This window comes from Streptococcus taonis (assembly GCF_029948085.1).
Lineage (GTDB): Bacteria > Bacillota > Bacilli > Lactobacillales > Streptococcaceae > Streptococcus > Streptococcus taonis.
The window spans coordinates 36,358-49,570 of the sequence record NZ_JARZZP010000002.1 but is presented as its reverse complement, the minus strand read 5'-3'; the positions used below and the strand labels follow the sequence as shown (position 1 = coordinate 49,570).

Annotated in this window: 18 protein-coding genes; 10 read left to right on the top strand and 8 right to left on the bottom strand. The window is 40.4% G+C overall.

The annotated features are described in order from the left end of the window. Nucleotides 1-107: 107 nt before the first annotated feature. Genes QEZ38_RS01145 through QEZ38_RS01115 form a run of 7 tightly spaced genes read right to left on the bottom strand, consistent with a single transcriptional unit; the run spans nt 108 to nt 2,930 of the window. Nucleotides 108-647 carry a DUF3278 domain-containing protein gene (locus QEZ38_RS01145; protein ID WP_281334736.1) on the bottom strand — a complete coding sequence of 180 codons (540 nt, stop codon included), beginning with the start codon at nt 645-647 and terminating at the stop codon, nt 108-110. A gap of 12 nt (nt 648-659) precedes the next feature. Continuing rightward, nucleotides 660-1,001, bottom strand: a complete 342-nt coding sequence (locus QEZ38_RS01140; protein WP_075228452.1) for a hypothetical protein — start codon at nt 999-1,001, stop codon at nt 660-662. 10 nt (nt 1,002-1,011) lie between these two features. After that, entirely contained in the window at nt 1,012-1,554 is a 543-nt protein-coding gene (locus QEZ38_RS01135) for a DUF3278 domain-containing protein (RefSeq protein WP_281334735.1), read from the bottom strand. Between the two features lie 25 nt (nt 1,555-1,579). Continuing rightward, entirely contained in the window at nt 1,580-1,915 is a 336-nt protein-coding gene (locus tag QEZ38_RS01130; protein WP_281334734.1) for a hypothetical protein, read from the bottom strand. Between the two features lie 10 nt (nt 1,916-1,925). After that, the gene (locus QEZ38_RS01125) at nt 1,926-2,168 is read right to left on the bottom strand and encodes a hypothetical protein (protein WP_049548368.1); all 243 of its coding nucleotides are present in this window, start codon (nt 2,166-2,168) and stop codon (nt 1,926-1,928) included. Nucleotides 2,169-2,178: 10 nt separating this feature from the next. Continuing rightward, the gene (locus QEZ38_RS01120; protein ID WP_281334733.1) at nt 2,179-2,721 is read right to left on the bottom strand and encodes a DUF3278 domain-containing protein; all 543 of its coding nucleotides are present in this window, start codon (nt 2,719-2,721) and stop codon (nt 2,179-2,181) included. Nucleotides 2,722-2,735: 14 nt separating this feature from the next. Beyond that, nucleotides 2,736-2,930, bottom strand: coding sequence for a helix-turn-helix transcriptional regulator (locus tag QEZ38_RS01115; RefSeq protein WP_001082477.1), 195 nt, complete (start codon nt 2,928-2,930; stop codon nt 2,736-2,738). Nucleotides 2,931-3,138: 208 nt separating this feature from the next. Between QEZ38_RS01115 and QEZ38_RS01110 the strand changes: the two genes are divergently transcribed. Continuing rightward, nucleotides 3,139-3,972, top strand: coding sequence for a metallophosphoesterase family protein (locus QEZ38_RS01110; protein ID WP_281334732.1), 834 nt, complete (start codon nt 3,139-3,141; stop codon nt 3,970-3,972). Nucleotides 3,973-4,035: 63 nt separating this feature from the next. Here QEZ38_RS01110 and QEZ38_RS01105 read toward each other — a convergent pair whose 3' ends face one another. Continuing rightward, on the bottom strand, nt 4,036-4,845 hold the full coding sequence (locus QEZ38_RS01105) for an amino acid ABC transporter substrate-binding protein (RefSeq protein ID WP_281334731.1): 810 nt from the start codon (nt 4,843-4,845) through the stop codon (nt 4,036-4,038). A gap of 210 nt (nt 4,846-5,055) precedes the next feature. Here QEZ38_RS01105 and QEZ38_RS01100 point away from each other — a divergent pair, with 210 nt between their 5' ends. From QEZ38_RS01100 to pheS, 9 genes are all read left to right on the top strand, one after another. Further along, a complete protein-coding gene (locus tag QEZ38_RS01100; RefSeq protein WP_000670164.1) occupies nt 5,056-5,661 on the top strand; it encodes a nitroreductase family protein in 606 nt (201 codons plus the stop codon). A gap of 12 nt (nt 5,662-5,673) precedes the next feature. Continuing rightward, complete coding sequence (gene pepV, locus QEZ38_RS01095) at nt 5,674-7,074, top strand: dipeptidase PepV (protein ID WP_281334730.1); 1,401 nt, start codon at nt 5,674-5,676, stop codon at nt 7,072-7,074. Nucleotides 7,075-7,127: 53 nt separating this feature from the next. Then, nucleotides 7,128-7,718 carry a uracil-DNA glycosylase family protein gene (locus tag QEZ38_RS01090; RefSeq protein ID WP_153225192.1) on the top strand — a complete coding sequence of 197 codons (591 nt, stop codon included), beginning with the start codon at nt 7,128-7,130 and terminating at the stop codon, nt 7,716-7,718. Then, nucleotides 7,715-7,996, top strand: a complete 282-nt coding sequence (locus QEZ38_RS01085) for a rhodanese-like domain-containing protein (RefSeq protein ID WP_153225193.1) — start codon at nt 7,715-7,717, stop codon at nt 7,994-7,996. The genes QEZ38_RS01090 and QEZ38_RS01085 overlap by 4 nt, the downstream gene beginning before the upstream one ends. Nucleotides 7,997-8,162: 166 nt before the next feature. Continuing rightward, nucleotides 8,163-9,488, top strand: coding sequence for a branched-chain amino acid transport system II carrier protein (gene brnQ / locus QEZ38_RS01080; protein ID WP_281334729.1), 1,326 nt, complete (start codon nt 8,163-8,165; stop codon nt 9,486-9,488). A 96-nt stretch (nt 9,489-9,584) separates the two neighbouring features. After that, the gene (locus QEZ38_RS01075) at nt 9,585-10,622 is read left to right on the top strand and encodes a M42 family metallopeptidase (RefSeq protein WP_281334728.1); all 1,038 of its coding nucleotides are present in this window, start codon (nt 9,585-9,587) and stop codon (nt 10,620-10,622) included. 1 nt (nt 10,623) lies between these two features. Then, nucleotides 10,624-11,085, top strand: a complete 462-nt coding sequence (locus tag QEZ38_RS01070; RefSeq protein ID WP_153225196.1) for an HIT family protein — start codon at nt 10,624-10,626, stop codon at nt 11,083-11,085. Nucleotides 11,086-11,096: 11 nt separating this feature from the next. Next, entirely contained in the window at nt 11,097-11,813 is a 717-nt protein-coding gene (ldcB, locus tag QEZ38_RS01065; RefSeq protein ID WP_281334727.1) for an LD-carboxypeptidase LdcB/DacB, read from the top strand. Nucleotides 11,814-12,089: 276 nt separating this feature from the next. Further along, nucleotides 12,090-13,136 (top strand): phenylalanine--tRNA ligase subunit alpha, encoded by a 1,047-nt coding sequence (gene pheS / locus QEZ38_RS01060; RefSeq protein WP_281334726.1) that lies wholly within the window; start codon nt 12,090-12,092, stop codon nt 13,134-13,136. Nucleotides 13,137-13,213 lie beyond the last annotated feature (77 nt).

The following is a 13,213-nucleotide window of genomic DNA, read 5'->3' as shown; positions in this document are numbered from 1 at the left end:
TCAAAAAACTTGATGTTATGCGTTTTATCATGAAAACATTTACTGGGATTTTGCAATAAAGTGAGGTTTTTGCCAATCAGCTTATAAACTGTAATCCAAGCTTTCTCCTACTGTTCTTCATGTTCGGATAAAAAATAATAAGTCATAGTACCGAAGATTGATCCTACTCCAAGTCCTACTAGTAGGAAAAATGCGATCATTTTGAGTTCTAGAAACTGCAAGAAGAAATCTGTAATGGAGTGATTTTCAAGAAGTACTTTTTTGGAAAATAGGATAAATAAGTAGAGAGTTGGGATGCTAGTTCCAACTAACCAACTTCTTAACTTGATTTGGCGCTTGCTGTAAGTGATTTGTGGAATCTCGGATTGATCATCATCTTCTAAGTGGAGCCCTCTAGTAGTATATCTTGCCTTGAGACTGAGGGCAAAAATCATCAAGAAGTAGAGATAGGGCATAGCCGTTTGAACTATCTCTATAAAGCGCCCAAACAAAAGATAGAATAGGAAGAGAAAGAAGGAAGAGTAAAATATTTGGACCATGGAACGGGCACAAGCTTTGTAGATGACCTCTTGACGGCATTCATCAAAGGGTCCTTGGATATGAAAGAAATTTCGAACTAAGCGAGTGGTTAAGTCTTCTTTTTTCATGGTAGTGACCTCTTAATAACCTTGTTTTTGATTAACTTCTTTAAAAAGTTGATAGAGAGTATAGAAGTAGACTAGACTAAAAACGATACAGATGGTTAGAAATAATAGATATCTCCAATCCATAGAATTCGTTAACAGTTGTGGGAAAGATACGAGGATAAAGCAGAGAGATGCGTTTAAGAGGCGTATTTTTTTTGATGTGATTTTCTGAAATCTTTGTCCTTTGTTCAAGACAGGAAGAGCTAAGAGGAAGATGATCAGAAAAGGACGCGTAATTTGGCCATAAACTAGGAAAACTGTCATAAAGATACTGACCAAAATATGACTGAGAATTAAAGTTTGTAGTGATTTCATAAGTTTCCTCCTAATCGTCGTCTTGATCTTCTCTAGCTTTTTGAATCCGAAGAGTGATGACAATATACACTGTTAATCCGAAAAAGAAGGCTGCAACGATGGTTGACAAGATACTTCTTGTATTCAAAAGAGCGGTAAGATAGCTTTTGCTATCATCCATTAGGATATCGAGAAGTGGCATTCCAAAGAACATGGCTATTCCATAGACTAGACCAGCTTTAAGTCCAGGATTACGTAACTGTTTCTTTTCCTTCTGGCTCAACATATCAGGATCGATAGCAGCAATACTAGTTTTTTTAGTTTGAGTAGTGACATAGAGAGCACAAACCAAGGAAACCAGAAAAATAATGATTGGATATCCGAAAGCGACTACTTGGGGATATTTATAAGCAAGGACAAAGGGGATGAAATTGCCTAGAGTCATGAGGTAAAAGAGAATCATAAAGACTTTATTCCCGATGCGGTCAGCCTCGCGTCGTTTGTGTTCATCAAGTGGCCCTGAAATGCCATAGATACGTTTGATTAGTTTTTCATAGAGGGGTTCTTTTTTCATGGATGATTTCTCCTGAATGATAATGTTACTTTTTTTCTTTTACGAATTGATAGAGATAATAAAGATAAGTAATAGAAGAAAGGATAGCGATAGTTAGCAATAGATAATATTTCCAATCGTTTGAAATAACCGTCAGTTGTGGTAAGGATAGAAAGGATAGAATCATAAAGAATAGTGCTAAGTTGAGTATGCGCGTTTTTTGAGAGTCGATCTTTAGGTAAGTCAATCCTTTGTTGAGTGCTGGAACAAAGACTGGAAGGAGGACTATATCGTAGATTGGCAAGTTCCCTGAAACGATGATGAAGATGAGCAGTGAAGCAAACAAAAGATGATAGGTAAGTAAAGTTACTAGTGATTTCATAAGGCACCTCCTAATCCTGGTCTTTTTTAGCTCTTACAATACGAAGTGAGTCGACAATATGCACCATCACTCCGAAAAAGAAAGCTCCCAGTATAGTTTTAAAAATATGTTTTGTATTTAGAAGAGAACTGATAAAATTTGGATTTTCACTTGTTAGGGTATCAATGAGTGGAATTATAAAAAATATCACTGTTCCATAAATCGAACCTGCTTTCAGACCAGGATAACGTAACTGTTTCTTTTCTTTTTTCATGAGTTTCCTCCTAATCATTATCCTGATTTTTCTTGGCTTTTGCAATGCGACGGGAGATGAGGAACTGTATGCTCGCTCCGAAGAAGATAGAACCGAAAATGCTTGCTAAACCATTTCTTATAGTGAGAAGAGAATGGAAATAGTCCTGACCTTCACCAGTAAGTATATGGAGAAGAGGGGTTATAAAAAACATCCATAGGCCAAAGAACAAACCTGCTTTAAGACCAGGGTAGTGTAGTTGCTTATTTTCTTTCTCACTCAACATATCTGGTTCAATAGTTGTAATCCCTGTTTTTTGCATTTGGTAGGTGACGTAGCCAGCAGAGATGAGGGCAATCACTAAAATCAGAGGAGGATAGACTAGAGCCACTAGTTGAGGATATTTATAGGCTAGAACGAGTGGAATAAGATTTCCGAAAATCATCAGATAAAAGAGAATCATAAAGACTTTATTTCCGATGCGGTCAGCTTCGCGCCGTTTGTATTCGTCCAGTGGATCAGAAATACCGTAAGTGCGTTTGATGAGCTTTTCAGTGATAGTTTCTTTTTTCATTTTTCTTCTCCTTTTTAACAATCATCCTCCCAAAAGAGACTGTTGAGGTCAGTTTGGAGGCTTCGAGCGAGATTGAGACAGAGTTCCAGGGTGGGATTGTATTTATCGTTTTCAATCATATTGATGGTTTGTCTCGAGACACCGATATCCTTGGCAAGTTCGAGTTGGGACTTGCCCAGTTCCTTGCGGAATTCTTTCACACGATTCATGCTTCCTCCTTTTTAGATTGTGTCACATATATTTGACTATAGTATATTCTTTTGAAAATAAAATGTCAACTATTTTTGACATATTTTTAAAAGAATGTCGGTGGTAATATTTCTATGTGAAAATCTTCTAGCGATTTTATGCTATAATGAAGAAAAATAAGAGTGAGTTGGATACCCTGAATGCTATCCAATAAAGAAAGAGCAGAAAATGAACCATAAGATTGCAATTTTATCAGACATTCACGGCAACACGACCGCCTTAGCTGGAGTGCTTGAGGACGCTAAAAATTTGGAAGCGACTGAATATTGGCTTTTGGGAGATATTTTTCTTCCTGGACCGGGAGCAAATGACTTGGTGGCTCTTTTAAAAGACCTTCCCATTACAGCATCGGTTCGAGGCAACTGGGATGATTGTGTGTTAGAGGTTTTAGATGGACAATATGGTTTAGAGGATCCTAAAGAAATTCAGCTTCTCAGGATGACTCAATATCTGATGGAGGACCTAAAGCCAGAGCATATTGATTGGTTGAGAAATCTGCCTATGGTAGCCAAGAAAGAAGTTGAAGGCTTACGTTTTTCTCTTTCTCATAATTTACCTGAGAAAAATTATGGTGGTGATTTGCTGGTTGAAAATAATACCGAAAAATTTGACCAGTTACTTGATGAAACTACGGATGTAGCCGTCTATGGGCATGTCCATAAACAGCTCCTACGTTATGGTAGCCAAGGCCAACAAATCATCAATCCAGGTTCGATTGGTATGCCTTATTTTAACTGGGAAGGACTGAAAAATCACCGAGCCCAGTATACCTTACTTGAGCTTGAAAATGGTGAATTGGTCAATATCCAATTTCGAAAAGTCGCCTATGACTATGAAGCAGAGCTAGAATCAGCTAAGACCAAAGGCCTTCCTTTTATCGAAATGTATGAAGAGTTGCGACGTGAGGACAACTATCAAGGCCATAATAGAGATTTGTTAGCCAGCCTCAATGAAAAGCATGGCTATGTAGAGGATGTCAAGAATTATTTTGATTTTTTGTAAGAGTTGCTTTAATTAACAAATACTAAATAAACGATTGGACGAGCCAATCGTTTTTAATATATCTTATTGTAATTGAGATTGATCTGGTAGGTAAGAACCACCGAGGTAGGTCTTGCTGAGTTTTTCAAGGGTTCCATCTTGGTAGAGTTCTTTGAGAACCTTGTCAAATTGTTCTTTAAATTCTTTTTCGTCGCTTGAGAAGATGATGTAGTTGTTTGGATTGTCATTGCTTTCTAAGTAGACTAGGTTCAAGTCTAAACCTCGGTCTTGGATGATTTTTTGAACAGAGATTTTATCAAAGATTAGGAAATCAAATTCACCGTTGGCGAGGTCAGTCAGACGCTTAGCCACATCTTCGCCAGAATATTGGATGGTAGCAGGATTGTCGGAGTGATTTTGATTCCAGTCCGTAACAACCTTGGCAGTAGAAGTTCCAGTGTCATCCTGGGTTGTTTTACCAGCTATATCTTGAAGAGAGGTAAGAGCCTTGTCTTGTCTGCTCACAAGAACCAAAGGATTTTTTGCGATAGGTATCGAGTAGAGGTATTTGTCGGCTCTCTCTTTGGTGTAGCTCAAGTTGTTGGCAGCAGCTTGGTAACGGCCAGCATTCACTCCAGGGAAGATACTTTCCCAAGCAGTTTTTTGAAATTCAATCTTGTATTGGTCCAGTTTTTCATCGACCGCTTTTAAAACTTCAACATCATATCCAGTTAAATTACCATCTTGTTCAAAGTCAAAAGGAGGGATGTCTCCAGCAGTTGCTACGACAATGGTTTTAGGACTAGCAGTGGCAGTAGAAGTACTATCTTGTTTGGCTTGTCCACAGGCGACCAACAAGGGACTAATGGCTAATAATAAGAATAATTTTTTCATAAGATAATGGTATCTAGCTTACCAGACAATCAATCAGATATTCAATATATATTTTTTATGGAGGTGATAGAGAAATATTATAATTTCCAGTTTTGTAATAAACAATTCAAGTAAGAAAAAAGATAATTTGTTTCACTAATGAAAAATCTCTGCAAGCTCTTTCAAAATATGGTAAAATGGAAGCAGTAGAATTAGAAAAGGAAATCGATTATGAAATTTCTTGAATTAAATAAAAAACGTCATGCGACCAAGCATTTCACTGATAAGCCAGTTGATCCTAAAGATGTTCGTACGGCTATCGAAATCGCAACCTTGGCACCAAGCGCCCACAATAGCCAGCCTTGGAAATTTGTGGTGGTTCGTGAGAAAAATGCTGAACTGGCAAAATTAGCTTATGGTTCCAACTTTGAACAGGTATCATCAGCGCCTGTGACTATTGCCTTGTTTACAGATACAGACCTTGCCAAACGTGCTCGTAAGATTGCCCGAGTTGGTGGTGCTAATAACTTTTCTGAAGAACAACTTCAATATTTCATGAAGAATTTGCCTGCGGAATTTGCACGCTATAACGAACAGCAAGTCAGCGACTACCTAGCTCTCAATGCAGGTTTGGTTGCTATGAACTTGGTTCTGGCTCTTACAGACCAAGGAATCGGATCAAATCTGATTCTTGGTTTTGACAAATCAAAAGTCAACGAAGTTTTGGATATCGAAGACCGCTTCCGCCCAGAACTCTTGATTACAGTGGGTTATACAGACGAGAAATTGGAACCAAGTTACCGCTTGCCAGTAGATGAAATTATCGAGAAAAGATAGAAAGAAGAAAAAATGACAACAATTGATTTTACAGCAGAAGTAGAAAAACGCAAAGAAGACCTCTTGGCTGACTTGTTTAGCCTTTTAGAAATCAACTCTGAACGTGATGACAGCAAGGTTGATGCTGAGCATCCATTTGGACCTGGCCCGGTAAAAGCCTTGGAGAAATTCCTTGAAATCGCAGATCGTGATGGCTATCCAACTAAAAATGTTGACAACTACGCAGGACATTTTGAATTTGGTGATGGAGAAGAAGTTCTCGGAATCTTTGCCCACATGGACGTGGTTCCTGCTGGTAGCGGTTGGGATACAGATCCTTACACACCGACTATCAAAGACGGTCGCCTTTATGCGCGTGGAGCTTCTGATGACAAGGGACCTACAACAGCTTGTTACTATGGTTTGAAAATCATCAAAGAATTGGGCCTTCCAACTTCTAAAAAAGTTCGCTTCATCGTCGGAACAGACGAAGAATCGGGCTGGGCAGACATGGACTACTACTTCGAGCATGTAGGACTTGCGAAACCAGACTTTGGTTTTTCTCCGGATGCTGAATTCCCTATCATCAATGGTGAAAAAGGAAATATCACTGAATACCTTCACTTTGCCGGTGAAAATACTGGTGCAGCTCGTCTTCACAGCTTTACAGGTGGATTGCGTGAAAACATGGTTCCAGAATCAGCAACAGCAGTCATTTCAGGTGACTTAGCAGACTTGCAAGGGAAACTAGACGCTTTCGTTGCAGAGCACAAACTCAGAGGAGAAATCCAAGAAGAGAACGGTCAGTACAAGGTGACTGTAATTGGTAAATCAGCTCACGGTGCTATGCCTGCTTCAGGTATCAATGGTGCAACTTATCTTGCCCTCTTCCTCAGCCAATTTGCTTTTGAAGGACCTGCAAAAGACTACCTCGATATTGCTGGTAAGATTCTTTTGAACGACCACGAAGGCAAGAACTTGAAAGTAGCTCATGTGGATGAAAAGATGGGTGCTCTTTCTATGAATGCGGGTGTCTTCCGCTTCGACGAATCAAGTGCTGACAATACCATTGCCCTCAACTTCCGTTATCCAAAAGGAACAAGCCCAGAGCAAATCAAGTCAGTTCTTGAAACCTTGCCAGTTGCTTCAGTTAGCCTCTCTGAACATGGTCACACTCCTCACTACGTACCAATGGAAGATCCACTCGTTCAAACCTTATTGAATGTTTATGAAAAACAAACAGGTCTTAAAGGTCACGAACAAGTTATCGGTGGTGGAACATTTGGACGTCTCTTAGAGCGTGGTGTAGCCTACGGTGCTATGTTCCCAGATTCTATCGATACCATGCACCAAGCCAATGAATTTATCGCCTTGGACGATCTTTTCCGTGCTGCAGCAATCTATGCCGAAGCTATCTATGAATTGATCAAATAATGCTATAGAAGTCTGAGATTTAATGCTTAGACTTCTTTTTGGAGGGAAAGCAGATGTCTCAAATCGAAAGAATCAAGCAAGCTATCATGGAAGATCCACAGAATGCCAGCTATACTGAGCAAGGCATCGAGCCACTCTTTGCAGCACCAAAAACAGCTCGTATCAATATCATTGGCCAGGCACCTGGTCTCAAAACCCAGGAAGCAGGACTATACTGGAAGGATAAAAGTGGTGACCGCCTGCGCGAGTGGCTAGGTGTGGATGAAGACACCTTTTACAATTCAGGTTACTTTGCAGTCATGCCCATGGATTTCTACTTTCCAGGTCATGGGAAATCGGGTGACCTACCACCTCGTCCAGGTTTTGCAGAAAAATGGCATCCAGAACTCTTGAAGGAATTACCAGATATTCAATTAACCCTCTTGATTGGTCAGTATGCCCAAGCCTACTATCTACATGAGAAAGTTAGTGGCAAGGTGACAGACCGTGTGCATCGGTTCAAGGATTATTTGCCTGATTATTTCCCTCTGGTACATCCTTCACCCCGTAATCAAATCTGGATGAAAAAAAATCCTTGGTTTGAGGCAGAAGTAGTGCCTGACTTGAAAGATAGAATACAAAAAATTCTCGGAGAAGAAAAATGAAAGAAATTACTTTTAACAATTTTTACCAGCTTTATCAGAAAGAGTCGCTTTCTGTATTGGATGTGAGAGAAGTAGAGGAATTTGAGGCTCTTCATTTAGAAGGTGTTCGTAATTTCCCTCTCAGTCAACTGGCTGATGCTTATGAACAACTAGATAAAACCCAGCCTTACTATGTGATTTGTAAGTCAGGTATCCGTTCAGCACGTGCCTGCCAATTTTTAACAGAACAAGGCTATGAGGTTGTCAATGTCCAAGGTGGCATGGATGCCTTAGAATAAGAAAAATTTCCTTCGAAACCTTTTAAAAATGAGAAAGGACTCGAAGGATTTTTTTGCATTAAAATTCGGAAAATTGAAAACATTTTAGAATTATTTCGTGACAGCCTTTTCTAGCCTTTAATCATGTTATACTAAGAAAGTATTTTATTTTTAATAAGGAGAGTTTATGGCTAAAAAAGGTGCTTTAACAGGATTACTCCTGTTTGGAATATTTTTTGGAGCAGGTAACTTGATTTTCCCTCCAACTCTAGGCGCACAGTCTGGAGAAAACTTTCTCCCTGCCATTGCAGGATTTGTATTTTCGGGTGTTGGGATTGCCGTCCTAACTTTGATTATTGGAACCCTTAATCCGAAGGGTTATATCTATGAAATTTCTAAGAAAATTTCACCATGGTTTGCGACGATTTATCTTGCAGTTTTGTACTTGTCGATTGGCCCATTCTTTGCCATCCCTCGTACAGCAACGACATCGTTTGAAGTGGGTATTAGTCCACTCTTGGATCAAGCAGATAAAGGTTTAGGTTTGATTGTCTTCACCATTCTTTACTTTGTAGCTGCCTACCTAATCTCGCTGAATCCTTCAAAAATCTTAGATCGTATCGGTCGAATCTTGACTCCAGTTTTTGCCATCTTAATTGTTATTCTGGTTATCCTTGGAGCTTTCAAGTATGGTGGGAACGCACCACAAGCAGCGTCAGGAGCTTATCAAGCTTCAGCCTTTGGAGCCGGTTTCCTTGAAGGATACAATACGCTTGATGCGCTTGCATCGGTTGCCTTCAGTGTTATTGCAGTACAAACCTTGAAACAACTTGGTTTTTCAAGTAAGAAAGAGTACATTTCAACCATTTGGGTTGTTGGAATCGTTGTAGCACTCGGATTTAGTGCTCTCTACATCGGTCTAGGTTTCTTGGGCAATCATTTCCCAGTAACAGAAGAAGCAATGAAGAGTGGAACTCCTGGAGTTTATATCTTGTCTCAAGCGACTCAAGAAATCTTTGGTTCTACTGCTCAGCTTTTCCTTGCGGCTATGGTAACCGTTACTTGCTTTACAACGACTGTAGGGTTGATTGTATCAACTGCCGAGTTCTTTAACGGACGTTTTCCACAAGTCAGCTACAAGGTTTATGCGACAGTCTTTACCTTGATTGGTTTTGCTATTGCAAATCTTGGTTTGAGTGCTATTATTAAGTACTCTGTACCAGTTCTTGTTATTTTGTACCCAATTACGATTGCCATTGTCATGATTGTGATTGTGAACAAGTTTGTTGCTCTTTCAAAACCAGGAATGCAATTAACGGTTGGTATTGTCACAGCCATTGCTATTGCAAGTGTTTTAGGATCTACTTTTAAAGTTGAGGTCCTTGCAAATATCGTGAACGCTCTACCATTTGCGGCGGCTTCTCTGCCATGGTTAGTACCAGCTATTATCGGTATTCTACTTTCTCTTGTTCTTCCAAATAAACAAGAAAGTGAAGCTTTTGAAATGGAATAATCACTAAAATCACTTTTGTAGCTAAGTCTACAGGAGTGATTTTCTTTTTTATCCGATGATAAATGTGTTATAATAGGTAGCAAAAGAGGTGAAGAAATGAATCAAACTGTAGAATATATCAAAGAACTAACTGATATTGCGTCACCAACAGGTTTTACGCGTGAAATTACGAATTATTTAGTTGAGACGCTTGAAAAACTAGGCTATCAACCTATCCGTACTGCTAAAGGTGGAGTGAATGTTACCATTAAAGGTAAAAATAATGAGCAACATCGCTATGTAACTGCCCATGTGGATACCTTGGGAGCTATCGTTCGCGCTGTTAAACCAGATGGTCGCCTCAAGATGGACCGTATCGGTGGCTATCCTTGGAATATGATTGAAGGCGAAAACTGTACTGTTCATGTGGCTAGCACAGGGAAAACTGTTTCAGGTACGATTTTGATCCACCAAACTTCTTGTCACGTATATAAAGACGCTGGAACTGCTGAACGTACACAGGACAATATGGAAGTTCGTTTGGATGAAAAAGTGACCAATGAAAAAGAAACACGCGCACTCGGTATCGAGGTTGGTGACTTTATCAGCTTTGACCCTCGAACTGTCGTGACAGAGACAGGCTTTATCAAGTCTCGCCACTTGGATGACAAGGTCAGTGCGGCGATTTTGCTTAATCTGCTTCGTATTTATAAGGAAGAGAAGATTGTATTGCCAGTAACAACCCATTTTGCTTTTTCAGTCTTTGAAGAAGTGGGGCACGGTGCTAACTCTAATATTCCTGCTCAGGTAGTAGAGTATCTGGCTGTGGATATGGGAGCTATGGGAGATGACCAGCAGACAGATGAGTACACAGTGTCTATCTGTGTCAAGGATGCCTCAGGGCCTTATCACTATGACTTCCGTCAACACTTGGTTGCCTTGGCGAAAGAGCAAGATATTCCATTTAAGCTGGACATCTATCCATTTTATGGTTCGGACGCTTCAGCGGCTATGTCAGCTGGAGCAGAAGTCAAACACGCTCTTCTAGGAGCGGGTATCGAGTCTAGTCACTCTTATGAGCGTACTCATATCGATTCTGTAGTTGCTACTGAGCGTATGGTGGATGCTTACCTCAATAGTGGATTGGTAGACTAAGATGTGCCTCATCTGTCAACGAATTGAATTGATTAAGGCGGGGGAAAATCCCTATTTTGTAAAAGAACTGGAAACAGGCTATGTTGTTATTGGTGATCATCAGTATTTTGAAGGTTACACTCTGTTTTTAGCCAAGGAACATGTCACAGAATTACATCATCTACCTCCAAGTGTTAAACTTCGTTTTTTAGAGGAAATGAGTCTGGTTCAGGAAGCAGTTTCTAAAGCTTTTTCTGCTGAAAAAATGAATGTAGAGTTATTGGGAAATGGAGATGCACATGCTCACTGGCATATTTTCCCCAGACGAGAGGGTGATATGAAGGGACACGGTCTTAATGGTCGTGGTCCAGTTTGGTGGGTTCCTTGGGAAGAAATGGCAGCAGAAGATTGCCAAGCGCAACCGAAACAATTAGAAAACTTAATCCAAACTTTATCTGTTGAATTGGATAAAGTTATCATATGAAAGGATAAATCATGAAAAAAAGATACCTTATCTTGTCAGGACTACTAGCCCTAACATTGGCGGCTTGTTCGCAAGAAAAACCAGCAACTTCTGACGCAAAAGCTTCTTCAGAGCAAAAGACTGTACAAGAAGGAACCGCGGGAAGTAAGTCTCAGGAAGCGAGCCCAAAAAAGGCAGAAGTGGTCAATAAGGGAGACTACTTTAGCATTCAAGGCAAGTACGATGAAATCATCGTAGCAAATAAACACTATCCATTGTCTAAAGACTATAATCCAGGGGAAAATCCAACAGCCAAGGCTGAGTTGGTCAAACTCATCAAAGCTATGCAAGAGGCAGGATTCCCGATTAGCGATCATTACAGTGGCTTTAGAAGTTATGAGACTCAGACTCAACTTTACCAGGAATACGTTAATCAAGATGGAAAGGCAGAGGCTGACCGCTATTCGGCAAGACCTGGTTATAGTGAACACCAAACTGGTCTAGCATTTGACCTTATCGGCACAGATGGAGATTTAGTGACAGAAGAAAAAGCAGCCCAATGGCTTTTAGATCATGCTGCAGACTATGGTTTTGTCGTTCGCTATCTCAAAGGTAAGGAAAAAGAAACAGGCTATATGGCTGAAGAATGGCACCTTCGCTACGTTGGGAAAGAAGCCAAAGAAATCGCAGCAAGTGGTCTCAGTTTGGAAGAGTATTACGGTTTTGAAGGTGGGGACTATGTTGATTAGTCGTAAAACATCTTGCAAGAATGCTTGAAATTTGATAAAATGAATAATAATTAAATAGGAATCTGCAAGACTAGTATCTCAGGGGAAGTATATCAGGGAGGAGAGCCGTGACTGAAAGCTCTCTATATGAAAGCTGGGTGAATTCACTTGCCTATGGATTCAGAAATAAAGGTCTGACTTGTCAGATAAAAACGGATGGTACCGCGTGTCAACGCTCCGAGTGGAGTTTTTGGCATGTGGTTTTCTTTTTATCTACGAGAGACTGATGGAGGAATTATGTCAACTATTGAAGAACAATTAAAAGCGCTTCGTGAAGAAACGCTAGCTAGCTTGAAGCAGATTTCTGCTGAAAATAAAAAAGAGCTGCAAGACTTGCGCGTCTCTGTCCTTGGTAAAAAAGGTTCCCTGACTGAAATTCTTAAAGGGATGAAAGACGTTTCTGCAGAAATGCGTCCTGTTATCGGAAAACACGTCAATGAAGCACGTGATGTTTTGACAGCCGCTTTTGAAGAAACAGCTAAGCTCTTGGAAGAAAAGAAAGTAGAAGCTCAACTAGCAAGTGAGAGTGTCGATGTGACGCTTCCAGGTCGCCCAGTTGCGATTGGTCACCGTCACGTCCTCACACAAACTAGTGAGGAAATTGAAGATATCTTCATCGGGATGGGTTACCAAGTCGTGGATGGATTTGAAGTGGAGCAAGACTACTATAACTTTGAACGTATGAACCTTCCAAAGGATCACCCAGCTCGTGATATGCAGGACACTTTCTATATCACTGAAGAAATCTTACTCCGTACTCACACGTCTCCAGTTCAGGCGCGTGCTATGGATGCCCATGATTTTTCAAAAGGTCCTTTGAAGATGATCTCACCAGGACGTGTATTCCGTCGTGATACGGATGATGCAACCCACAGTCACCAGTTCCACCAAATCGAAGGTTTGGTTGTTGGGAAAAACATCTCTATGGCTGACCTTCAAGGAACCCTCCAGTTGATTGTACAAAAAATGTTTGGTGAAGAGCGTCAAATCCGTTTGCGTCCATCTTACTTCCCGTTCACTGAGCCATCTGTTGAGGTGGATGTCTCATGCTTCAAATGTGGAGGAGACGGCTGTAACGTATGTAAGAAAACAGGTTGGATCGAGATTATGGGTGCCGGTATGGTTCACCCACGTGTCCTTGAGATGAGTGGTATTGATGCGACTGTTTACTCTGGTTTTGCCTTTGGTCTTGGACAAGAGCGTGTAGCTATGCTTCGTTACGGAATCAACGATATCCGTGGCTTCTACCAAGGGGATGTTCGCTTCTCAGAACAGTTTAAATAAGATTGAAACCTGAAACACAATCCTAAACAGTCGTTCTCGTTTTCGCTTAGTCTAAAAATAGAAACGACTGACTCGAA

Coding starts and splice junctions, on each gene's coding strand:
- QEZ38_RS01125 (WP_049548368.1), bottom strand. CDS start 2,168: ATGAAAAAAGAAAAGAAACAGTTACGTTATCCTGGTCTGAAAGCAGGT.
- QEZ38_RS01100 (WP_000670164.1), top strand. CDS start 5,056: ATGAAATTTCTTGAATTAAATAAAAAACGTCATGCGACCAAGCATTTC.
- QEZ38_RS01130 (WP_281334734.1), bottom strand. CDS start 1,915: ATGAAATCACTAGTAACTTTACTTACCTATCATCTTTTGTTTGCTTCA.
- QEZ38_RS01085 (WP_153225193.1), top strand. CDS start 7,715: ATGAAAGAAATTACTTTTAACAATTTTTACCAGCTTTATCAGAAAGAG.
- QEZ38_RS01105 (WP_281334731.1), bottom strand. CDS start 4,845: ATGAAAAAATTATTCTTATTATTAGCCATTAGTCCCTTGTTGGTCGCC.
- QEZ38_RS01135 (WP_281334735.1), bottom strand. CDS start 1,554: ATGAAAAAAGAACCCCTCTATGAAAAACTAATCAAACGTATCTATGGC.
- QEZ38_RS01115 (WP_001082477.1), bottom strand. CDS start 2,930: ATGAATCGTGTGAAAGAATTCCGCAAGGAACTGGGCAAGTCCCAACTC.
- pepV (WP_281334730.1), top strand. CDS start 5,674: ATGACAACAATTGATTTTACAGCAGAAGTAGAAAAACGCAAAGAAGAC.
- QEZ38_RS01090 (WP_153225192.1), top strand. CDS start 7,128: ATGTCTCAAATCGAAAGAATCAAGCAAGCTATCATGGAAGATCCACAG.
- QEZ38_RS01110 (WP_281334732.1), top strand. CDS start 3,139: ATGAACCATAAGATTGCAATTTTATCAGACATTCACGGCAACACGACC.
- QEZ38_RS01070 (WP_153225196.1), top strand. CDS start 10,624: ATGTGCCTCATCTGTCAACGAATTGAATTGATTAAGGCGGGGGAAAAT.
- QEZ38_RS01145 (WP_281334736.1), bottom strand. CDS start 647: ATGAAAAAAGAAGACTTAACCACTCGCTTAGTTCGAAATTTCTTTCAT.
- pheS (WP_281334726.1), top strand. CDS start 12,090: ATGTCAACTATTGAAGAACAATTAAAAGCGCTTCGTGAAGAAACGCTA.
- brnQ (WP_281334729.1), top strand. CDS start 8,163: ATGGCTAAAAAAGGTGCTTTAACAGGATTACTCCTGTTTGGAATATTT.
- QEZ38_RS01120 (WP_281334733.1), bottom strand. CDS start 2,721: ATGAAAAAAGAAACTATCACTGAAAAGCTCATCAAACGCACTTACGGT.
- ldcB (WP_281334727.1), top strand. CDS start 11,097: ATGAAAAAAAGATACCTTATCTTGTCAGGACTACTAGCCCTAACATTG.
- QEZ38_RS01140 (WP_075228452.1), bottom strand. CDS start 1,001: ATGAAATCACTACAAACTTTAATTCTCAGTCATATTTTGGTCAGTATC.
- QEZ38_RS01075 (WP_281334728.1), top strand. CDS start 9,585: ATGAATCAAACTGTAGAATATATCAAAGAACTAACTGATATTGCGTCA.